Here is a 21,615-nt window from a genome sequence, read left to right on the forward strand (position 1 = left end):
TTTCCGGAACTCGATCATTTGCCGGGGGGCTCAAAGGTCACTTTGCATTTGTCGCACTCTGTTTTGATCAGGTTCCGCTCCCTACAATCCGTCCACATCTTGAGCTCTGAACGAACGTCAAGGAGGACGAATGGCGGGGCTCTTCCCACAGAACCACCGGGAAATGATCGATCACTCCACCTCTCTCTCGGCCGCGGTGCTCACCGATGACAACCGGGTGATCGTGGTCGTTATCGCCGTGGTCGCCCTGGCCGCGCTCGTCGTGGCCCAACTGCTGGTCCGCCAGGTGCTGGCGGCGGGCGAGGGCACCGACTCGATGAAGAAGATCGCGGCCGCGGTGCAGGAAGGCGCCAACGCCTATCTCGCCCGGCAGCTCCGCACCCTCGGCATCTTCGCCGTGGTGGTGTTCTTCCTGCTGTTGCTCCTTCCGGCGGACGACTGGTCGCAACGCGCCGGGCGTTCCGTGTTCTTCCTGGTGGGTGCGCTTTTCTCGGCGGCCACCGGTTACATCGGCATGCGGCTCGCGGTACGGGCGAATGTCCGGGTCGCCGCCGCCGCGCGAGAGGCGACCCCCGGACCGGGGGAGCCGGAAAAAGATCTCACGGCCGTCTCGCACAAGGCTATGAAGATCGCCTTCCGTACGGGTGGCGTGGTCGGAATGTTCACCGTGGGCCTCGGATTGCTCGGCGCCTCCTGTGTCGTTCTCGTCTATGCCGCCGACGCCCCCAAGGTCCTGGAGGGCTTCGGTCTCGGCGCCGCGCTGATCGCGATGTTCATGCGGGTCGGCGGCGGTATCTTCACCAAGGCCGCGGACGTCGGCGCCGACCTCGTCGGCAAGGTCGAACAGGGCATCCCCGAGGACGACCCGCGCAACGCCGCCACCATCGCCGACAACGTGGGCGACAACGTCGGCGACTGCGCGGGCATGGCCGCCGACCTCTTCGAGTCGTACGCCGTGACCCTGGTCGCGGCCCTCATCCTCGGTAAGGCGGCGTTCGGTGACGCCGGGCTCGCCTTTCCGCTGATCGTTCCGGCGATCGGCGTGGTCACCGCGATGATCGGCATCTTCGCGGTCGCCCCGCGGCGCGCCGACCGCAGCGGTATGACCGCGATCAACCGGGGATTCTTCGTCTCGGCGGCGATCTCCCTCGTCCTGGTCGCCGTGGCCGTCGTGCTCTATCTGCCCTCCTCCTACGCCGATCTGGACGGTGTCACCGAGGCAGCCATCAAGGCGCACGGCGGGGACCCCAGGGTGCTGGCCCTGGTCGCCGTCACCATCGGTATCGTCCTGGCGGCCCTGATCCAGCAGCTCACCGGCTATTTCACCGAGACCACCCGCCGGCCGGTCAAGGACATCGGCAAATCGTCGCTGACCGGTCCCGCGACCGTGATCCTGGCCGGGATCTCCATCGGTCTGGAGTCCGCCGTCTACACCGCCCTGCTGATCGGCCTCGGGGTCTACGGGGCCTTCCTGCTCGGCGGCGCCTCGATCACCCTCGCGCTCTTCGCGGTGGCGCTCGCGGGCACCGGGCTGCTCACCACCGTCGGCGTGATCGTCGCCATGGACACCTTCGGCCCGGTCTCCGACAACGCGCAGGGCATCGCCGAGATGTCCGGTGACGTCCAGGGCGCGGGCGCGCAGGTGCTGACCGACCTCGACGCGGTGGGCAACACCACCAAGGCCATCACCAAGGGGATCGCCATCGCCACGGCGGTGCTGGCGGCGGCGGCGCTGTTCGGCTCGTATCGGGACGCCATCGCGACCGCGGCGCGGGACGTCGGGGAGAAACTCGGCGACGGGGCCCCGACCAACCTCGTGATGGACATCTCGCAGCCCAACAACCTGGTCGGTCTGGTGCTCGGCGCCGCGGTGGTCTTCCTCTTCTCCGGGCTCGCCATCAACGCCGTGGCGCGGTCGGCGGGCGCGGTGGTCTACGAGGTGCGGCGGCAGTTCCGCGAGCACCCCGGGATCATGGACTACACCGAGAAACCGGAGTACGGGCGGGTCGTCGACATCTGTACCAAGGACGCCCTGCGCGAGCTCGCCACGCCCGGCCTGCTCGCCGTGCTGACCCCGATCGCGGTCGGCTTCTCCCTCGGAGTCGGGGCGCTCGGCGCGTTCCTGGCGGGCGCGATCGGCACGGGCACGCTGATGGCGGTCTTCCTCGCCAACTCCGGCGGCGCGTGGGACAACGCGAAGAAACTCGTCGAGGACGGCCACCACGGCGGAAAGGGGAGTGAGGCGCACGCGGCGACCGTCATCGGCGACACCGTCGGCGACCCGTTCAAGGACACGGCGGGTCCCGCGATCAACCCGCTGCTGAAGGTGATGAACCTGGTGGCGCTGCTGATCGCGCCCGCCGTGGTCCAGTTCAGCTACGGCGACGACGCCAGTGCCGGGGTACGGGCCGTGATCGCCGTCCTGGCGATCCTGGTCATCGTCGGCGCGGTCTACATCTCCAAACGGCGGGGTATCGCCGTGGGCGACGAGGACCCCGGCCCGGCAGGGGCGGAACGGCAGGCGTCGGCGCCGGATCCCGCGGCGGTCTCCTGACCGACGCTCGGAATCGGGAAGGGACGGGGGCGGGTGAGCCTTCTCTCCACCTCACCCTTGGTGCAAATGGCTTCAATGGCTATGGAATCGGGCACGGGGCTGATGGTGGGGGCCGACGCGGCGTGTATGTTCCGGGGCGCAAGAAGCCTCGGAAGGGACCGATCCGGTGAACAAGAAGCTTGCGGCCGTACTGTCCGGCGGCGCGGTACTGGTACTGGCGCTGTCCGGGTGCAGCAGCGACGAGAAGAAGGACAACGCGGTCAACGACTGGGCGGAGAAGTACTGCGACCAGATCAAGACCCAGTTCAAGACCAAGGCGGAGGCCGACCAGCTGATCGCCGTGACCGCCGTCGACGGCAAGCCCGCCGAGCTCCAGAAGGCCGACTCCAAGGCCTTCCAGGACCTCTCGAACGTGAACAAGGCCCTGGCGGCGGCGTTCCGCACCGTGGGGCCCACGCCGGTCGAGGAGGACGTGGAGCTGGTCACCGCGGCCGCCGCCGAACGGGATGCCAGCGCCGCCTTCTTCCTCGATCTGAAGAAGCAGGTCGACGCCCTCGACGCCTCGGACCAACAGGACTTCGCGGACGGCCTCCAGGTCGTCTCGGAGGGGCTGCTGAAGGCCGAGGCCAACGAGAAGGCGTGGAACAAGCTTCGGGCGAGCGAGACCGGCCGGGCGATGGGCACGTTCCAGGGCTGCCAGCCGGTGAAGGCGGACCCGCCCGCCGCGGCGGGACCGTCGGCGTCGCCGTCGTCCTGACGGACCGCCGTCGGCTTGGTTCGGCTCGGTTCGGTTTGGTCCTGACGGGCCGCCGGGCCGCCGGTCCGGTGGGTTGACCGGTCCGGCGGGTCGGCGGGTCGGTGGGTCGTGACCGTTCCGGTGGGCTTGCGGAATCCCCGCGGCGCACCGCGCCCACCGGCGGTGGCCGCCGTTGTCGGTGCCGGCGGCGACAATGGTCGGGTGAGTACGACCGGTGCCATCCCGACCACCATCCCCTCGCCCGTCCGCGCCGCCCGGCTGCGCGCGGCACTCGTCGCCGCGGACTTCACCGCCGACGGCCTGCTCGAACGGCTCGGGGCCACCGCCTACGCCGCCCTCGCCCGCAGTGAGACCGTCCCCGCCCTGCGCGCCACCCGCGGTGACACCCCGCTCGACGCCCTCGTCCGGCTCTTCCTGCTCCAGCGGTCCGTCGCCGCCGACGCGGTCCGGGCCGTCCTCCCCCTCGACGAGTGCCTGGCGGACGGCTGGCTCGTCCGCAACGCCGACGCCGACGCCGACGCCGACGCCGACGCCGTCCGCGACGCCGACTCCGCCCGCGAGGGTGACGCCGACCTTGACGGCGACTCCGTCCGTGCCGCGGTGGACGTCCGGCCCTACGGCGGCCCCGGCGGCGAGGACTGGTTCATCGTCTCCGACCTCGGCTGCGCGGTCGGCGGCGCGGCGGGTGCGAGCGGGCACGGCGAGGGCGTCGTTCTCGGGGTCGGCGGCGCCTCCACGACCCTCGCCGGGATCACCGTACGGACCCCCGTCGCCTCCGCCCTCGATCTGGGCACCGGCTCCGGTATCCAGGCGCTGCACGCCGCCCGCCACGCCACCCGGGTCACCGCCACCGACCTCAATCCGCGGGCCCTCGCCTTCACCCGGCTCACCCTCGCCCTGTCGGACATGCCGGAGGCCGGGCTGCTGGAGGGCTCCCTCTTCGAGCCCGTTGCGGCCGGGACGTCGTACGACCTGATCGTCTCCAACCCGCCGTTCGTGATCTCGCCCGGCGCCCGGCTGACCTACCGGGACGGCGGAATGAGCGGCGACGATCTGTGCCGCACCCTCGTCCAGCAGTCGGGGGAGCGGCTGAACGACGGGGGGTACGCCCAGTTCCTGGCCAACTGGCAGCACGTCGAGGGCGAGGACTGGCAGGACCGGGTGCGCTCCTGGGTTCCGGCCGGCTGCGACGCGTGGATCGTCCAGCGCGAGGTGCAGGACGTGACGCAGTACACCGAGTTGTGGCTGCGCGACAGCGGCGACCACCGGGGGGACCCCGAGCGGTATGCCGCGCGGTACGAGGAGTGGCTGGACGAGTTCGAGGCGCGGCGCACCAAGGCCGTCGGCTTCGGCTGGATCACCCTGCGCAGGTCCGGTGCCGACCGGCCGTCGGTCGTGGTGGAGGAGTGGCCGCACCCGGTGGAGCAGCCGCTCGGCGACACCGTCGTCGCGCACTTCGCCCGCCAGGACTATCTGCGGGCGCGCGACGACGCGGCCCTGCTCGCCGAGCACTTCACCCTCGCGCCGGACGTCGTGCAGGAGCAGGTCGGGCAGCCGGGGGCGGAGGACCCCGAGCATGTGGTGCTGCGGCAGAACCGCGGTATGCGGCGGGCGACCAAGGTCGACACGGTGGGCGCGGGGTTCGCGGGCGCGTGCGACGGCACACTCGCCGCCGGGCGGATCCTGGACGCCATCGCCCAGCTCCTGGGCGAGGACCCGGTGCTGTTGCGGGACCGTACCCCGGCGGCGTTGCGGCTGCTGGTGGGGGAGGGGTTCCTGGAGCCGATGGAGGTACGGAGTCTCTAGCCCGGGTCCTTGTGTCCCGAGTCCCCGGGTCCCCGGGAGCGGGGGAGGTAGGGGCGGGCGAATCGGCCAAAATTCGATGGCCCGCACAAGTGGGTGATCCGTGGGACATCGGGTCGAACACCGTGCAGGACGGTGTGGCGGCCTTGCTCTCCGCAATCCTTCCTGCGTAGGGCCCGGCCCGGCCCAGTCGGCCTGCCGTCCTCCGGTCCGGCTCGCGTGTCGGGGCCACGCGGGTGAACCCCCGAGCCGTTCACCCGGAATTCGCGACTCCGCCGCCCGGAGCTGCCAGCCTCGGGAGTCCGATACAGGGCCCCCGATACCGGAGGCCCGATGCCGGACATGCCCGGCCGCGGGATCCCGCGGCCGGAATCCGGCAGGGGGAACCGGCGCCGGACATCCGGTGCCGGGGATGGCCCCCGGAGGGTCACGAAAGGGCGGGAAGCGGGCATGGAAAGCGGTCCGGCGATCTTCGCGGCGTTGGCATTCGGGCTGTTCGGAGCGGCATTGCTGGTGTGGACGGGGGTACGGACGGCCCACCGGTCGCCCGTCGCCGCCGGAGTGAGTCCCGCCACGGCGGCCGCGGTCACCGCCTTCGCCGGTGTGGTCTGCCTCGCCCTCGGACTGTGGTGTCTCACCCGGATCTGACCTGGGACGGACCCGGATCTGACCTGGGACCGACCCTGATCTGACCGGGTCCGACCCCGATCCCCACCCGATCCGACCGGGTCTGATCCGTATCCGGAATCCGGATCGGACATGGATCCGGCCGCGAATCCCGTTGCCCGGTCTGTTTTCGGGCCGTCCCCGGTCCGTCCCCGCGCCGACCTCGGATCCGGCCCTTGAGCCGACTCTTGAGCCGACCCGGATTCCGGATAGGGATTTCCGGATACGGATCACGCCCCCGGTTCCGCCCCCGGACCCCGGCCCGAACCGCCCGCCCCCGCTCCGGCCCCTCCCGTACCGCCCACCGCCCACCGCCCCCACCGCCCACCGCCCGACCGCCCCCCCGGCCGATCGGGGCGGGGGCCGGATCCGGCCCGTGTCCGTGCCGCCAGGGAATCTCCGTGTGAACATGTCCCCATCAGGGTTCGTGCCGGGTCCCGCCCGGGGCCCGCCGTAAGGATCCAGCCCACCGGCGTACCGGTCCGGGCGGCAGGAACCGCCGGTCTCGGGTTACCGTTCGAGTGGCCGTTGCGGGCTTTCGCCGTTTGACACGGGGGCGGGTTGTACCGTCACACTCCGCAGCGACGGCAGCAGCGCGCCGCGTCAGACCACGCCCGCGCCGCCGGCCCGGTTCCATCCCGGGGCCGCCGAACCGCACACCGTTCCACCGCTCCACCACCAGAGACGAAGACCGAACACGCCGGGGACGCGGCGGGCCCAGCACACGGTGGGCCCGGCCCGCCCGCCGAGCGCCGACCGGAGAGAAGAGCCACGTTGTCCCCGACCAGCGAGACCGCACAGGGCGGTCGCCGACTCGTGATCGTCGAGTCGCCTGCCAAGGCGAAGACGATCAAGGGCTACCTCGGCCCCGGCTATGTCGTCGAGGCGAGCGTCGGGCACATCCGCGACCTCCCCAACGGTGCGGCGGAGGTGCCCGAGAAGTACACGGGCGAGGTCCGTCGCCTCGGTGTCGACGTCGAGCACGACTTCCAGCCCGTCTACGTCGTCAACGCCGATAAGAAGGCCCAGGTCAGGAAGCTCAAGGAGCAGCTCGCCCAGAGCGACGAACTCTTCCTCGCCACCGATGAGGACCGCGAGGGCGAGGCCATCGCCTGGCACCTCCTCGAAGTGCTCAAGCCCAAGGTCCCGGTCCACCGGATGGTCTTCCACGAGATCACCAAGGACGCGATCCGCGAGGCCGTGGCCAATCCGCGCGAGCTGAACCAGCGGATGGTCGACGCCCAGGAGACCCGCCGGATCCTCGACCGGCTCTACGGCTACGAGGTCTCCCCCGTGCTGTGGAAGAAGGTCATGCCGAAGCTGTCGGCGGGCCGGGTGCAGTCCGTGGCGACCCGGCTGGTCGTCGAGCGCGAGCGGGAGCGCATCGCCTTCCGCTCCGCCGAGTACTGGGATCTGACCGGCACCTTCTCCACCGGCCGTGCCGGTGACGCGTCCGACCCCTCGTCCCTCACCGCCCGGCTCGCGGCGGTCGACGGCCGCCGGGTCGCCCAGGGCCGTGACTTCGGCTCCGACGGGCAGCTCAAGAACGCCTCCACCGGCCAGGTGCTCCACCTCGACGAGGCGAACGCGCGGGCGCTGGCCGCCGCGCTGGAGAACGCCGCGTTCGCGGTGCGCTCGGTCGAGTCGAAGCCGTACCGCCGCTCCCCGTACGCCCCCTTCCGGACCACGACCCTCCAGCAGGAGGCGTCCCGGAAGCTCGGTTTCGGTGCCAAGGCGACGATGCAGGTCGCCCAGAAGCTGTACGAGAACGGCTTCATCACCTATATGCGTACGGACTCCACGACGCTCTCCGACACCGCGGTCGCCGCGGCCCGGGCGCAGGTCACCCAGTTGTACGGGGCCGACTACCTGCCCGACCGGCCGCGGACGTACGCGGGCAAGGTGAAGAACGCGCAGGAGGCGCACGAGGCGATCCGTCCTTCGGGTGATCGTTTCCGCACTCCGGCCGAGACCGGGCTCAGCGGCGACCAGTTCCGCCTCTACGAGCTGATCTGGAAGCGGACCGTCGCCTCCCAGATGAAGGACGCGGTCGGCAACTCGGTCACCGTCCGGATCGCGGGCACGGCTTCCGACGGCCGGGACGCCGAGTTCACCGCGTCCGGCAAGACGATCACCTTCCACGGCTTCATGAAGGCGTACGTCGAGGGCGCCGACGACCCGAACGCCGAGCTGGACGACCGCGAGCGGCGGCTGCCGCAGGTCGGCGAGGGCGACGCGCTGCGCTCCGAAGAGCTGACCGTCGACGGCCACGCCACCAAGCCGCCCGCCCGCTACACCGAGGCGTCGCTGGTCAAGGAGCTGGAAGAGCGCGAGATCGGGCGGCCGTCGACGTACGCCTCGATCATCGGCACCATCCTCGACCGCGGATACGTCTTCAAGAAGGGCACGGCGCTCGTCCCGTCCTTCCTCTCCTTCGCCGTGGTCAACCTGCTGGAGAAGCACTTCGGCCGGCTCGTCGACTACGACTTCACCGCGAAGATGGAGGACGACCTCGACTGCATCGCCCGGGGCGAGGCGCAGGCGGTGCCGTGGCTGCGGCGCTTCTACTTCGGTGCGGGCGCCGACGCCAAGGGCGCCAAGGGTGCCGCGGGCGCCGTGGCCGAGGGCACGGCGGCCGACGCGGGCAATGGCGACGGCGATCACCTCGGCGGACTGAAGGCCCTGGTCACCGACCTCGGCGCGATCGACGCCCGGGAGATCTCCAGCTTCCCGGTCGGTTCGGGCATCGTGCTCCGCGTCGGCCGGTTCGGCCCGTACGTCGAACGCGGCGAGAAGGGCGAGGAGGGCCACCAGCGCGCCGATGTGCCCGAGGACATGGCGCCCGACGAGCTGACCGTGGAGTACGCGGAGGAGCTGCTGGCCAAGCCGAGCGGCGACTTCGCCCTGGGCAAGGACCCCGTCTCCGGCCACGAGATCGTCGCCAAGCAAGGCCGTTACGGCCCCTATGTCACCGAGGTCCTCCCCGAGGGCACCCCGAAGACCGGCAAGAACGCGGTGAAGCCGCGGACCGCGTCGCTCTTCAAGACCATGTCGCCCGACACGGTCACCCTGGAGGACGCCCTGCGGCTGATGTCGCTGCCGCGGGTCGTCGGTACGGACGCCGAGGGCGTGGAGATCACCGCGCAGAACGGCCGGTACGGCCCGTATCTGAAGAAGGGCACCGACTCCCGGTCGCTGGAGACCGAGGACCAGCTCTTCACGATCACGCTGGAGCAGGCGCTGGCGATCTACGCCCAGCCCAAGCAGCGGGGCCGGGCCGCGGCCAAGCCGCCGCTGAAGGAGCTGGGGACGGACCCGGTGAGCGAGCGTCCCGTCGTGGTGAAGGACGGGCGGTTCGGTCCGTACGTCACCGACGGCGAGACCAACGCGACCCTGCGGACGGACGACAGCGTCGAGACGATCACGCCGGAGCGGGGCTACGAGCTGCTGGCGGAGAAGCGGGCGAAGGGGCCCGCGAAGAAGACGGCGAAGAAGGCCGTCAAGAAGGCCCCGGCGAAGAAGACCGCCGCGAAGAAGACGGCGGTCAAGAAAACCGCGGCGAAGAAGACGACGACGGCCTCGAAGACGACGGCCGCGAAGGCGACCGCGAAGACCGCCGCGGCCAAGAAGACGGCGGCTTCGAAGGCGTCGGCGGACGAGTAGCCGCCGCCGCTGGCGGTAGCCCGCGTTGCCAGGGGGCGTGTCCTGAGGGGCGCGCCCCTTCGCGCTTCTTCGCGCCGGGGCGCTCGGGTGGACTCGGGGCACGGGGGCGCCGCCGATGCCCCGCCGGCGATCGCGGTCGTACGCCTCATTCCGCCGCCCCACCCGCCGCCCCACCCGTCACCGCGCCGGGCTCCGGCGCACGCACCCCTCGCCCCGCGCGCTTCGGCGCTCCGTGAGCGAGTCGGTACGCCCCGTATCAGCGGATTCGGTGGGCCGGTCGCACCCGGCGGTCGTATGTTCGGACGGGACTCCGGGGGCGGGTGCGGTCCGGCTAGGCTGGGCGGATGACGCGAGCCGAGCAGCCAGCCGAGCCGAGGGCGGTCGTGAGCGCCGACTCAGAGACTGCCGAGGGCTCCACCGCAGCACACCCCGCCACCGCGACCGACGAAGCACTCGCCGCGGACTCCCGGGAGCGCGCCCTGCGCGCCCTGCTGAGAGTCCCGTCGCTGCGACGGCTGTGGCACGCACAGGTCGCGGGAGGCGTCGCGGACGCCGTGGCACTCCTCGTCCTCGTCCTGTTGACCCTTCAGGCGGCCGTCTCCGACGCCACCTTCGGCGACGGATACCGGGGCGCGGCCTTCGCCGTCGCCGCCGTACTCGGTGCACGGGCCCTCAGTACGGTCCTGTTCGGGGCCGTTCTGCTCGGCCCGCTGACGAAGCTGACCACGCCCCCGGGCCCCCTCGACCGGCGCTGGACCATGATCGGCGCGGACGGGCTGCGGCTCGCGCTGCTGATCGTCGCGCCGCTGTGGATCGACTGGACGCCCGCCAACGCGACCCTGCTGCTCCTGGTGACCGTCTTCGTCACCGGCGCCGCCGAGCGCTGCTGGACCATCGCGCGGGACGGCGCGGCACCCGCCGTGCTGCCCGAACCGCCCCTCGAAGGCGCGGCCGTCCGCCCGCTGCCGGACCACCTCGACGCGCTGCGGCGCCTGTGGCTCCGTACCTCCTTCGTGGTGATCCCGGTGGCCGCCGCGGTCCTGCTGGTCGCTGTGCTCGTCGGTGAGCTGATCGGTACGGGCGTCGAGTGGTTCGAACTGCACCCGGCCGCCCTGGGCTCGTACGTCGCCGCCGGACTCTTCGCCGCTTCCGTATCGGTGCTCTGGGCCGTCACCCTGCCGGGCGGTCGCACGCCCCGGCCGCGCTCCCCGCTGGAGGGCCTGCGCAGGCCCCTCGCGGCCGGCGGCACGGACGGCGGGCGCGTCGTCGACAAGGGCAGGACCGGCGCCGTACCGCTGTTCCTCCTCGCCTGCGCGGCCGTCGCCGCCGCGATCGCGGCCGCCGTCGCGGTCTCCGTACTCCACGCCTTCGACCTCGGGGGCGGGCCCGCCGCGTACGCGCTGCTCGTCCTCGCGCTGACCGGCGGTACGGGCCTCGGCATCCGGACGGCCCACGGTGTGCTGCCCGCGCTCTCCCGCCGCCGTCTCCTCGCCATCGCCGTCGCCGTCACCGGTGTCGCGCTGCTGACGATGGGTCTGGTCCCGGACACGGCGACCGTGCTGTTCCTCGCGGTCACGGCCGGCTACGCGGCCGGAGTCGCCGCCGCCACCGGCCACACCCTGGTCGACCAGGAGACCGAGGAGCCCCGGCGGGGCCGGATGACCGACCATCTGCAGGCCGTCGCCCGGGTCGCGATCGCGCTGGGCGCGCTGGTCGCGCCGCTGGTGGCCGCGGCCATCGGGCCGCACCGGCTCGCGGGCGGCGATGTCGTCTTCGCCCACGGCGGTGCCGCGTTCACGCTGATGCTGGCGGGCGCGCTGCTGCTGCCGGTCGCCGCGGTCGTCCTCGCCAAGGGCGACGACCGGTCCGGCGTACCGCTGCGCCGTGACCTCGAAGACGCGCTGCGGCGCGGCGCCGACCCGAAGCAGGCCGTCTCGGCGACCGGCTTCTTCATCGCGGTCGAAGGCGGCGACGGGGCCGGGAAATCCACCCAGGTCGAGGCGCTCGCCGGCTGGATCCGGGCCAAGGGCCACGAGGTCGTCGTCACCCGCGAGCCGGGCGCCACACCGGTCGGCAAGCGGCTCCGCTCCATCCTGCTCGACGTCTCGTCGGCCGGGCTGACCAGCCGTGCCGAGGCGCTGCTGTACGCCGCCGACCGCGCCGAGCACATCGGTTCCGTCGTCCGGCCCGCCCTGGAACGGGGCGCGGTCGTGATCACCGACCGGTATATCGACTCCTCTGTGGCCTACCAGGGCGCCGGGCGCGATCTGGCGCCGACGGAGATCGCACGGATCTCCCGCTGGGCGACGGACGGGCTCGTTCCGCATCTGACGGTGCTGCTGGACGTGGCGCCGGAGACCGCGCGGGAGCGGTTCACCGAGGCACCGGACCGGCTGGAGTCCGAGCCGGTCGAGTTCCACCAGCGGGTCAGGGCCGGGTTCCTGACGCTGGCCGCCGCCGACCCGGGGCGGTACGTGGTCGTGGACGCCGGCCAGGAACCGGAGGCGGTGACCACCGTCGTACGACACCGGCTCGACCGGATGCTGCCCCTGTCCGAGGCCGAGATCAAGGCGCGCGAGGAGGCCCGCAGGGCCGCCGAGGAGGAAGCCCGCCGCAAGGCCGAGGAAGAGGCCGCCCGCAAGGCCGAGGAAGAGCGGCTGGAGCGCGAGCGGCAGGAACAGCTCGCCCGGCTGCGCGCCGAGGAGGAGGCGCGGCGCAAGGCCGAGGAGGAGGCCGAGCGGCAGCGCGAGGTCGAACGGCAGGCCGAGGAGGCACGGCAGCGCGCCGAGGAGGCCCGCCGGCTCGCCGAGGAGGAGCGCCGCAGGCGGGAGGCCGAGGAGAAGGCCCGCCAGGAGGAGCAGGAACGGCTCCGCAAGCTCGCCGAGGACCAGGCCCGGCTGCGCGCCGAGGCCGAGGAGCGGCGGCTGGAGAAGCAGCGCAAGGCGGAGGAGGCGCTGCTCAAGGCCGAGGCGGTCCGCCGGCAGGCGGAAGAGGCCCGGCAGGCGGTCGAGGCGGAGGCCGCGCGACTGGAGGCGGAGGCCGAGGCGGTACGCGTCGCGGCCGAGAGGGCTGAGGAGGAGGCGCGGCGACGGGCCGACGAGCGGGCTGCGGAGGAGGCCGCGGAGAAGGCGGCGGAGGAGGCCGCGCGGCGGGCCGAGACCCGGACGACGGAGCTTCCGGTTCCGCCGGTTCCGGCTGTTCCGCCCGCTGGGTCCGTGGGTTCCGCGGGTTCCGCGGGTTCCGTGGAGTCGGCGAACGAGGTGACCGTACCGACGCCGATCGTCCGGCCGAACGACGAGACGCATGAGATTCCGCAGGTCGCGCCGCCGGTGCGGGACGCGGATGAGACGGCGGTGCTTCCGCCCGTACGGGACGAGTCGCCCGCCGACCGCGTACCGCAGAGCATCTTCCGGAACGACACCGGCAACTCCTCGGATGTCGACCATGCCGATGCCGATACCGGTGCCGGGCCGAACGACCGTACGCGGGAGCTTCCGCAGTTCAACCCGGACGGGAGTCCTCGCGTCACGGACACGGACGGCGGGCGACGCCGTCCGGACTGGGCCGAGGAGACGCCGATGGACGATCTGCCGACGCTCGCCGACGAGCTCTTCGGACCGCACGGCGACGAGGGCGGCGGCGACACACGGGGCGGTGGCAAGGAAGGCGGCGGCAAGGGGGACCCGCGCCGCGGCCGATGAAAACGGCGGGTCACGGCCGATGAGGACGGCGGGTCGTGGAGCGCGGTCCCGCGTTGTCACACCCACCGGCCACAATGGGAACCACGCGGCACGGTCCCGGACCACCCCCCGGGACCGGCGCCGTCGCGTATACGGCCAGGTGTGTTCCGACGGGTCCGGAAAGGAGGGGGTGACGGCATGACGGTATGGGACGACCTCGTCGGCCAGGAACGGGTGACGGAGCAGCTCACGACTGCCGCGCGGGACGCCGACGCCCTGGTGACCGCCGTGGCGGAGGGGACGGCTCCGCCGGAGGCGTCCAAGATGACGCACGCCTGGCTGTTCACCGGCCCCCCCGGCTCTGGACTGGCTACCGCGGCCCGGTCCTTCGCCGCGGCCCTGCACTGCGTCAGCCCCGACCGCGCGCTCGGCGGCGTGCCCGGCTGCGGATTCTGCGACGGCTGCCATACGACCCTGATCGGTACGCACGCCGATGTGGAGGTCGTCCGTACGGATCTGCTCTCCATCGGGGTCAAGGGCACCCGGGAGCTGGTCCGCCGCGCCCAGCTCTCCCCGGCCGGCGGCCGCTGGCAGGTGATCATCCTGGAGGACGCCGACCGGCTCACCGAGGGCGCGGGCAATGTGCTGCTGAAGGCGGTCGAAGAGCCCGCGCCGCGTACGGTCTGGCTGCTGTGCGCGCCCTCGCAGGAGGACGTGCTGCCGACGATCCGGTCCCGCTGCCGCCATCTGACGCTGCGGACACCGCCGGTCGACGCGGTCGCCGACATCCTCGTCCGACGGGACGGCATCGAGCCCGAGAACGCGGCGGCGGCGGCCCGCGCCACCCAGGGCCATATCGACCGGGCCCGCCGCCTGGCCACCGACCAGGGCGCGCGGGCGCGCCGGGCCACCGTGCTGAAGCTCCCGCTGCGCGTCGGCGACGTCGGGGGAGCCCTGAAGGCCGCCCAGGAGCTGATCGACGCGGCCGCCGAGGACGCCAAGCAGGTCGCGGACGAGGTCGAAACCAAGGAGACGGAAGAGCTGAGGGCCGCCCTCGGCGGGGGACAGGGCAGCCGGATGCCGCGCGGTACGGCCTCGGCGATGAAGGAGCTGGAGGACCGGCAGAAGAAGCGGAGGACGCGTACGCAGCGGGACAGCCTCGATCTCGCGCTGAGCGATCTGACGGGCTTCTACCGCGATGTCCTGGCGATCCAGCTGGGCAGCGGCCTCGCCCTCGCGAACACGGACGTCGGGGACGCCCTCGACCGGATCGCCCGGGAATCCACCCCCGAGGCCACCCTGCGCCGGATCGAGTCGGTCCTGGCGTGCCGGGAGGCGCTCGGGGCGAATGTGGCGCCGCTGCTGGCGGTGGAGGCGATGACGATGTCCCTGAGAGCGGGCTGACGGGCGCCCCGCCCCGCGCCCGTGCGGCACCGGCCTCCCGACAACACCGACCTTTCCTGCCGCACGGACATCCACGTCACCTCCGCACCTCCGCACCTCCCCCGATTCACCCGTACGTGCCGTGCTCGGGCGCCGCGGAGGCCTGTTATGGGGGGTTCGTCGCCTAGGCTCCGGGAATGGACCCTCGCCGTTTGCTCCGCAGTTCCGCTCTCGCGCTGGCAGCCACGGGCCTCCTGCTCTCGGGCTGCACCGGAGGGGGTTCCGGCCCCAGCGCATCGGCCACCCCGGCGCCGGCCGGAGGATCGGAGCAGGGCGCGAGGTCGTCGCCGTCGGCGGAGCTCAAGCCGTTCTACGGCCAGAAGCTGTCCTGGCGGAAGTGCGGCACCTCGGGCTTCGAGTGCGCCACGCTCAAGGCACCCCTCGACTACGACGCCCCCGGCGGCGAGACGATCAAGCTGGCGGTGGCCCGCAAGAAGGCCACGGGCCCCGGGTCCAATCTCGGATCCCTGCACGTCAACCCGGGCGGCCCGGGCGGCTCGGGGGTCGGTTTCCTCCAGTCGTACGCGGGCGTCGGCTACCCCGCACCCGTACGCGCCCGCTACGACATGGTCGCGATGGACCCGCGGGGCGTCGCCAGGAGCGAGCCCGTGGAATGCCTCGACGGCAAGGGGATGGACGCGCACACCCAGGTCGACCAGACCCCGGACACCCCGGTGGACACGGCGGCGTTCCACAGATCGCTGAAGAACTTCGCCGCGGGCTGCGAGAAGAAGTCGGGCAAGGTCCTGCCACATGTCTCCACCGCCGACGCGGCCCGGGACATGGACGTCTTCCGCGCGGCGCTCGGCGATCCGAAGCTGACGTACGTCGGCGCCTCGTACGGCACCTTCCTGGGCGCGACCTACGCCGAACTCTTCCCCACCCGGACGGGCCGGCTGGTGCTGGACGGGGCGATGGACCCGTCGCTGTCGGCCCGGCAGCTCAACCTGGACCAGACGGAGGGCTTCGAGACCGCGTTCCAGTCCTTCGCCGCGGACTGCGTGAAGCGGAAGGACTGCCCCCTGGGCCGCTCGTCGACGGCGGACGCCGGTAAGCGCCTGAAGCAGTTCTTCACCGACCTCGACCAGCGCCCCGTCCCCACCGGCGACGACCGTGAGCTGGGCGAATCCCTCGCGACGACGGGCGTCCTGGCCGCCATGTACGACGAGGCGGCCTGGCCCCAGCTCCGGACGGCGCTCACCGACGCGATGGACGGCCGGGGCACGGGCCTGCTGACCCTCGCCGACGCCTACTACGAGCGCGAGCCGGACGGCACGTACTCGAACCTGATGTTCGCCAACGCGGCCGTGAACTGCCTCGACTCCCCGCCCGCCTTCCCCCGCGAGGCGGATATGCACGCGGCGCTCCCCGACTTCGAACGGGTCTCCCCGGTCTTCGGCCGGAACTTCGCCTGGGCGGCCCTGAACTGCTCGTACTGGCCCACCCCCGCCACCGGCACCCCCCACCGCATCACGGCCGAAGGCGCACCCCCCATCCTGGTCGTCGGCACCACCCGCGACCCCGCCACCCCGTACAAGTGGTCGCGCTCCCTCGCGTCCCAGCTCTCCTCCGGCCGCCTCCTCACCTACGACGGCGACGGCCACACCGCCTACAACCGGGGCAGCGACTGCGTGGACACCGCGATCAACACCTACCTCCTGGAGGGCACCCCCCCTCAGAACGCCAAACGCTGCCGCTGACCCCGATCCCCACCCCGTCCCCCCAGGTGGGTGCCCCGGCCTGGTCCGGGGCACCCACCGGAACCCTGTAGACTTTGGACCGCTGCTGATGCGAATGTTCTCTCGCGGAACGGTTTCGTCGTCGCGGCTTGCCGCCTTAGCTCAGTTGGCCAGAGCAACGCACTCGTAATGCGTAGGTCTCGGGTTCGAATCCCGAAGGCGGCTCTGAAGGACCCCAGGACTCACTCGCCGTGACCTGGGGTTTTTCGCTGTTTCGGGGCCGTTTTCCGGTCGATGGAGTCGGCAGTCTTCGGCACGACCGGTGCCGACCGTCATGGTGTGCGTTGTCCGCTGACGGAAGCGTTCGGCGGGTGTGCGGACCGGTTCCGTGGAGAGCCCGGGGCGGGTGAAATCTGATCCGGGCTTTCTCCGTTCGGGCCGGGTGGGTGTCAGTGGATGACCTCGAAGACGTTCTTCTGGAGGCCGTTGGCGTAGGTCTCGTGGGAGGTGAGGCGGAGCTTTTGGGTGTCCTTGTCCGTGGTGCTGAAGAGGCGCTTGCCGGCGCCGAGGAGGAGGGGGAAGATCAGGAGGTGGTAGCGGTCGATCAGGTCGGCGTCGGCGAGGGCGCGGGTGAGGGTGGCGCTGCCGTGGATGATGATCGGGCCGCCTTCCGTCTGCTTGAGGGCGGCGACCTCGTCGAGTGAGCGGAGGATCGAGGTCTCGCCCCAGTTGGGGACCAGGGCGTCCTCGGTGAGGGTGGTGGAGACGACGTACTTCGGCATCGGCTTGTAGTCGGCGAACTCCGCCATGTCCGGCCAGACCGGGCTGAACGCCTCGTAGCTGGTGCGGCCCAGCAGGATGGCGGTGGCCTCCTGCTGTTCCTCGCCTTTGAGGGCGAATGCCTCGGGGAGGAACTCGATGTCCTTGAAGGTCCAGCCGGCGTTCCGGTAGCCGGGCTCGCCGCCGGGGGCCTCCACGACGCCGTCGAGGGAGATGAACGCGGTGCTGATCAGGGTGCGCATGGGGAGGTCCTCGGGGTTCGGGGCGGGTCTGTCGGTGTGTCTTCATGATCTTTGACCGGGGGGTGCGGGGAAAGTCATCGGTCGGGACGCGGGTGGCCGGAATTGGATGGTTGTGGCCGAGGGGTGGCGGTGGGGGCGGGGGTGGGGTGGAGGGGTTTCGGCCATTGGTGGCGGTGGTGATATCGCCGGGTGGCGCCGATCACTCTCCTCAGCCGGGAGCGGGATGCGGGGCCGCTCCCGGTCTTTCACCCCCCGACCCCGCGGAACGAGGAGGCGCTTTGTTCTCCAGGAGATATCGAGGCACCACGGTGCTTGTGGCGGCGGCGCTCGTCGCCGGGGCGAGTGGGGCGGGTGTGGGCGGTACGGCCGCCTTCGCGGCCGGTGGGACCTTCGCGGCGGGTGGTGGTGGCGGGCTTCGGTGGGTCACCTTGATCACCGGGGACCGGGTGGGTCTTGACGGCCGGGACCGGGTCGTCTCCGTCGAGCGGGGGGAGGGGCGCGAGAAGATACCCGTACGGAGTTGGACCGAACGGGGGCGCGCCTACGCCGTGCCCCTCGACGCCGAGCGGCTGATCGGCCGGGGCGTACTCGACCGGCGGCTCTTCGATGTGACACGGCTCGGCAGCCCCGAGAGCCTGCGGGCCTACCGCGACGGGCTGAAGGTCGTCGTCGAGTACGAGGGGGCGTCGGCGGCCGGGGCCCGGCAGGGGGTCCGGGCCGACGCGAAGGTGGCGCGGACGCTGCCGTCGATCAACGCGGACGCCGTGACCGTGCCGAAGAAGGACGCGGGTGGGTTGTGGGCCGCCCTGACGGGGGTGAAATCCGCGACCGCCGCGAAGGGCGCGACGGCCGCGCCCGGGATCGAGCGGGTCTGGCTGGACGCGGTGTACACCCCGACCCTGGACACGAGCGTGGGGCGGATCGGCGCTCCGAAGGTGTGGCAGTCCGGGTACGACGGGACGGGCGTCACCGTCGCGGTCCTGGACAGCGGGGTCGACGACACCCATCCGGATCTGGCGGCGCGGGTGGCCGGGTCGGCGAACTTCACCACGTCCCCGGATACCAAGGACCGGCACGGGCACGGTACGCATATCGCCTCGACCGTGGCCGGGACCGGGGCCAAGTCGGGTGGCAAGTACAAGGGTGTCGCCCCCGGGGCCAAGATCCTCAACGCGAAGATCATGGACGACTACGGGACCATGGAGTCCGGGGCCATCGCCGCCGTCGACTGGGCCGTCGGCCGGGGCGCCGACATCGTCAATATGAGTTTCGGCACCGGTGACGGGCCCGAGATCAACCCGCTGGAAGCCCATATCAACCGGGTGACGAAGGAGAAGGGCGTTCTCTTCACCGTCTCCGCGGGCAACGAGGGACCGGCCCCCGGCTCCGTCGGCTCCCCGGGCAGCGCGGCGGCCGCCCTCACCGTCGGTGCCGTGGACGACGCCGACAGGATCGCCCACTTCTCCAGCGTCGGCCCGCTGCACGACGGGACCGTCAAGCCGGACATCACCGCTCCCGGTGTGGGCATCACCGCGGCGTCGGCCCCCGGCAGCATCATCGCGGGGGCGGTCGGCGAGAACCCGGCCGGCTACTTCACCATCGGCGGTACGTCCATGGCCGCCCCGCACGCGGCGGGCGCCGCCGCGCTGCTCAAGCAGCGGCACCCCGGCTGGACGGGCGAGCGGCTCAAGGCCGCGCTGACCGCCTCCGCCCAGGACGGCGGGCACTCCGTGTTCCAGCAGGGCACCGGCCGGGTCGTGGTGGACCGGGCGATCGAGCAGACCGTGGTCGCCGACGAGACCACGGTCTCCTTCGGCCGGCAGCAGTGGCCGCACACCGACGACCAGCCCGTCGCCCGGCAGATCACCTACCGCAACCTCGGCACCCAGGACGTCGTCCTGGACCTGGCCGTCAAGGGGCTCGCCCCCCGGGGCGGGCCCGCCCCCGCGGGCTTCTTCGTCCTCGGTACGAACAAGGTCACCGTTCCCGCGGGCGGTACCGCCGTCGCCCCGCTGACCGTGGACACCCGGATCGGCGGCGACGACAACGGCGTCTACAGCGCCGTCGTCACCGCGACCGGCGGCGGGCGGACCGTGCGGTCCACGGCCGCCGTGGACCGTGAGGTCGAGTCGTACGATCTGACGCTCGACTTCGTGGGCCGGGACGGCCTGCCCGGCAAGGAGTTCTACACCCATCTGCTGCGGCTCTCCGGCGCGGGCGAGACCTCCGAGACCCTCAACGGGAGCGCCACCGGCACCGAGAAGCTCCGGCTGCCGAAGGGCGACTACGCCCTCTTCTCCAATCTGTGGAACGAGTCGGGCGGTTCGGACCGGCTGGTCCATCCCAAGCTGGCGCTGACGAAGAACACGGCCCTCACCATCGACGCCCGTACCACCAAGCCCGTCGAGATGACCGTCACGGACCCGGGGGCCCGGATGACCGGCGCCGCCGCGGCCGTCTCCATCGGTATCGGTGAACGGTCCATGGAGTTCACGGACCACGCCTCCACCAGCTTCGACGGCTTCCGTACCGCGCAGCTGGGTCCTGAGCAGCCCACCGGTGTCGAGCTGAGGGACACCCTCTACGCCCAGTTCGAGCGCGACGCCTCGACCCAGTACAGCGTCGCCGCCGGAGGCGAGGTGAAGCGCCTCTTCACCGGCTACTCCAAGAAGTTCGGGGCCGCCGACTACGCCGAGGTCACCGCGGCCGTCGCCGCCTCCGTCCCGGGCAGGACGGGACTCACGACGGCGTTGGGCGGTAAGGAACGCGTCGATCTGGGATCGGAGTACCCCTTCGCCCTGCCCGGTTCCCGGACCCACTATCTGGCCACCGACGGGAAGGCCAACCTCTGGTCCCTGCGCGGGACACAGCTCAACGCCCAGGGCCGGGAGGAGCTCGGGTACACCGCGCCGGAGCAGGACTTCCGCCCCGGTACGAGCCACCGGGTCAAGCTCGGCACCGCCGTGCACTCCCCGCTGATGGCAGGGCGGAACGGTGTCTTCCGGCAGGGGAACCGGCTGGAGGCCGTCGTACCGCTGTTCTCCGACGGACGGGGCAATATCGGCCGGTCCGACTTCAGCTCGGTGAAGACCACGCTCCACCAGGGCACCGTCAAGATCGGGGAGAAGGCGGACCCGCTGATGGGCTACGAGTTCTACGGAGTCGGCCCGGACGACGCCGAGTACACCCTGGCCACATCGATCACCCGGGACCCGGCGATCTCCGCCGTGGGTACCCGTATCGACGCCTCGTGGACCTTCCGCAGCGCCAGGCCGGCCACGGACGCCGAGGCGCGCACCGCGCTGTCCACCGTACGGTTCGGTGCGCGGGTGGGCCCGGACGGCACCCTTCCGGCGGGCCGTACGGCGACCTTCCCGGTGACCGTGCAGGGGCCCGCGGCGGGTACGGGGCTGAAGTCCCTCCAGATCTCGGTCTCCTACGACGGCGGCACGACCTGGCAGCCGGCGCCCGTCGCCAAGGGCAAGGTCACCGTCGGGAACCCTGCCGCTGGGAAGTCGGTCGCACTGCGCGGTGAGGTCGCCGACACGCGGGGCGGCACGGCGAGCGTGACCGTGTACGACGCCTACTTCGGTAAGTAGCCGAAGGGCGGGGGCCGCGTCGTTCCGTGCCGTTCCGTGCCGTTCCGTTTCATCGGGTACGGGGCGGGACGGCGCGGTTCCTCCGCAGCCGTCGCGTACGGGACGGGGTCAGGCGTCGCGTACGTCGAGGAAGCGGGTCAGCAGCAGCCGGAGCAGCGGCGCCTGGGCCCGCGGGGTGAACTCGGGGTCCGTGGCGACCCGGGTGAAGAGGCCGTCGAACTGGGCGGCGACCCAGGTCGCGGCGGCCTCGGGGTCGAGGTCCTGGTCGATCCGGCCGGCCGCGGCGGACCGGGCGACGAGTCCGGCGATCGCGGTACGCAGCTCGCGGTCGTTGCGGGAGAGACGGGCGGCGACGGCCTCGTCGCGCTGGGCCTCGGACGCGGTGCTCAGGGTCAGGCTCGCGTACGCGGGGTCGGCGGCCAGGTCCACGACGGTGTCGATCAGGGTGAAGAGCGCCGCCAGCGGGTCGTCGGCGGCCGAAAGATCGGCGAGGAAGGCCGCGGTATCGGCGCCCTCCCGCTCGATGAGGGCCAGCACGATGGCGTGCTTGCTGGGGAAGTAGTGGAAGAGGTTGCCGGGGCTCATGCCCGCGCGGGCCGAGATGTCCGCCGTCCGGGTGGCGTGGAAGCCCTTCTCCGCGAAACAGGCGGCGGCGGCCTCCAGGATCCGGAGGCGCCGGGCGGCGTGCTTGACGGGGTCGACGGTGCGCATGGTCCGGTCAGCCTATCGGGCGGGGGAGGGACGGCCGG

11 protein-coding genes and 1 tRNA gene are annotated in these 21,615 nt (G+C 72.1%); 10 read left to right on the forward strand and 2 right to left on the reverse strand.

Going from position 1 to position 21,615, the window contains the following annotated elements:
- The first annotated feature begins 130 nt into the window (after positions 1-130).
- From ACFXG1_RS10730 to ACFXG1_RS10770, 9 genes are all read left to right on the forward strand, one after another.
- Positions 131-2,554: a sodium-translocating pyrophosphatase gene (locus ACFXG1_RS10730; protein ID WP_384742072.1), complete on the forward strand. Its 2,424-nt coding sequence runs from the start codon at positions 131-133 to the stop codon at positions 2,552-2,554.
- A 166-nt stretch (positions 2,555-2,720) separates the two neighbouring features.
- Complete coding sequence (locus ACFXG1_RS10735) at positions 2,721-3,311, forward strand: small secreted protein (RefSeq protein WP_384742074.1); 591 nt, start codon at positions 2,721-2,723, stop codon at positions 3,309-3,311.
- Positions 3,312-3,512: 201 nt separating this feature from the next.
- Complete coding sequence (locus ACFXG1_RS10740; protein WP_384742076.1) at positions 3,513-5,117, forward strand: methyltransferase; 1,605 nt, start codon at positions 3,513-3,515, stop codon at positions 5,115-5,117.
- Positions 5,118-5,564: 447 nt separating this feature from the next.
- On the forward strand, positions 5,565-5,762 hold the full coding sequence (locus tag ACFXG1_RS10745) for a hypothetical protein (RefSeq protein ID WP_384722347.1): 198 nt from the start codon (positions 5,565-5,567) through the stop codon (positions 5,760-5,762).
- A gap of 792 nt (positions 5,763-6,554) precedes the next feature.
- The gene (topA, locus tag ACFXG1_RS10750) at positions 6,555-9,443 is read left to right on the forward strand and encodes a type I DNA topoisomerase (protein ID WP_384742078.1); all 2,889 of its coding nucleotides are present in this window, start codon (positions 6,555-6,557) and stop codon (positions 9,441-9,443) included.
- 344 nt (positions 9,444-9,787) lie between these two features.
- The gene (tmk, locus tag ACFXG1_RS10755) at positions 9,788-13,144 is read left to right on the forward strand and encodes a dTMP kinase (RefSeq protein ID WP_384742079.1); all 3,357 of its coding nucleotides are present in this window, start codon (positions 9,788-9,790) and stop codon (positions 13,142-13,144) included.
- A 177-nt stretch (positions 13,145-13,321) separates the two neighbouring features.
- Positions 13,322-14,527 (forward strand): DNA polymerase III subunit delta', encoded by a 1,206-nt coding sequence (locus tag ACFXG1_RS10760; RefSeq protein WP_384712601.1) that lies wholly within the window; start codon positions 13,322-13,324, stop codon positions 14,525-14,527.
- Between the two features lie 176 nt (positions 14,528-14,703).
- Positions 14,704-16,266: an alpha/beta hydrolase gene (locus tag ACFXG1_RS10765; protein WP_384712598.1), complete on the forward strand. Its 1,563-nt coding sequence runs from the start codon at positions 14,704-14,706 to the stop codon at positions 16,264-16,266.
- A 130-nt stretch (positions 16,267-16,396) separates the two neighbouring features.
- Positions 16,397-16,470: transfer RNA gene (locus tag ACFXG1_RS10770), tRNA-Thr, on the forward strand.
- A gap of 224 nt (positions 16,471-16,694) precedes the next feature.
- Here ACFXG1_RS10770 and ACFXG1_RS10775 read toward each other — a convergent pair.
- On the reverse strand, positions 16,695-17,267 hold the full coding sequence (locus tag ACFXG1_RS10775) for a dihydrofolate reductase family protein (RefSeq protein WP_384712595.1): 573 nt from the start codon (positions 17,265-17,267) through the stop codon (positions 16,695-16,697).
- Positions 17,268-17,545: 278 nt separating this feature from the next.
- On the opposite strand from ACFXG1_RS10775, the gene ACFXG1_RS10780 reads away from it, so the two are divergent.
- The gene (locus ACFXG1_RS10780) at positions 17,546-20,866 is read left to right on the forward strand and encodes a S8 family serine peptidase (RefSeq protein ID WP_384742082.1); all 3,321 of its coding nucleotides are present in this window, start codon (positions 17,546-17,548) and stop codon (positions 20,864-20,866) included.
- A 108-nt stretch (positions 20,867-20,974) separates the two neighbouring features.
- Here ACFXG1_RS10780 and ACFXG1_RS10785 read toward each other — a convergent pair whose 3' ends face one another.
- A complete protein-coding gene (locus ACFXG1_RS10785) occupies positions 20,975-21,577 on the reverse strand; it encodes a TetR/AcrR family transcriptional regulator (protein ID WP_384708565.1) in 603 nt (200 codons plus the stop codon).
- Positions 21,578-21,615 lie beyond the last annotated feature (38 nt).

The sequence above is a fragment of the Streptomyces sp. NPDC059248 genome (genome assembly GCF_042753905.1).
In the GTDB taxonomy this organism is placed as follows: Bacteria; Actinomycetota; Actinomycetes; order Streptomycetales; family Streptomycetaceae; genus Streptomyces.

Bases quoted from the DNA above. Each gene is read 5' to 3' on its own strand.
- ACFXG1_RS10730 (WP_384742072.1), top strand. From the start codon at position 131: ATGGCGGGGCTCTTCCCACAGAACCACCGGGAAATGATCGATCACTCC.
- ACFXG1_RS10745 (WP_384722347.1), top strand. From the start codon at position 5,565: ATGGAAAGCGGTCCGGCGATCTTCGCGGCGTTGGCATTCGGGCTGTTC.
- tmk (WP_384742079.1), top strand. From the start codon at position 9,788: ATGACGCGAGCCGAGCAGCCAGCCGAGCCGAGGGCGGTCGTGAGCGCC.
- ACFXG1_RS10760 (WP_384712601.1), top strand. From the start codon at position 13,322: ATGACGGTATGGGACGACCTCGTCGGCCAGGAACGGGTGACGGAGCAG.
- ACFXG1_RS10765 (WP_384712598.1), top strand. From the start codon at position 14,704: ATGGACCCTCGCCGTTTGCTCCGCAGTTCCGCTCTCGCGCTGGCAGCC.
- ACFXG1_RS10775 (WP_384712595.1), bottom strand. From the start codon at position 17,267: ATGCGCACCCTGATCAGCACCGCGTTCATCTCCCTCGACGGCGTCGTG.
- ACFXG1_RS10785 (WP_384708565.1), bottom strand. From the start codon at position 21,577: ATGCGCACCGTCGACCCCGTCAAGCACGCCGCCCGGCGCCTCCGGATC.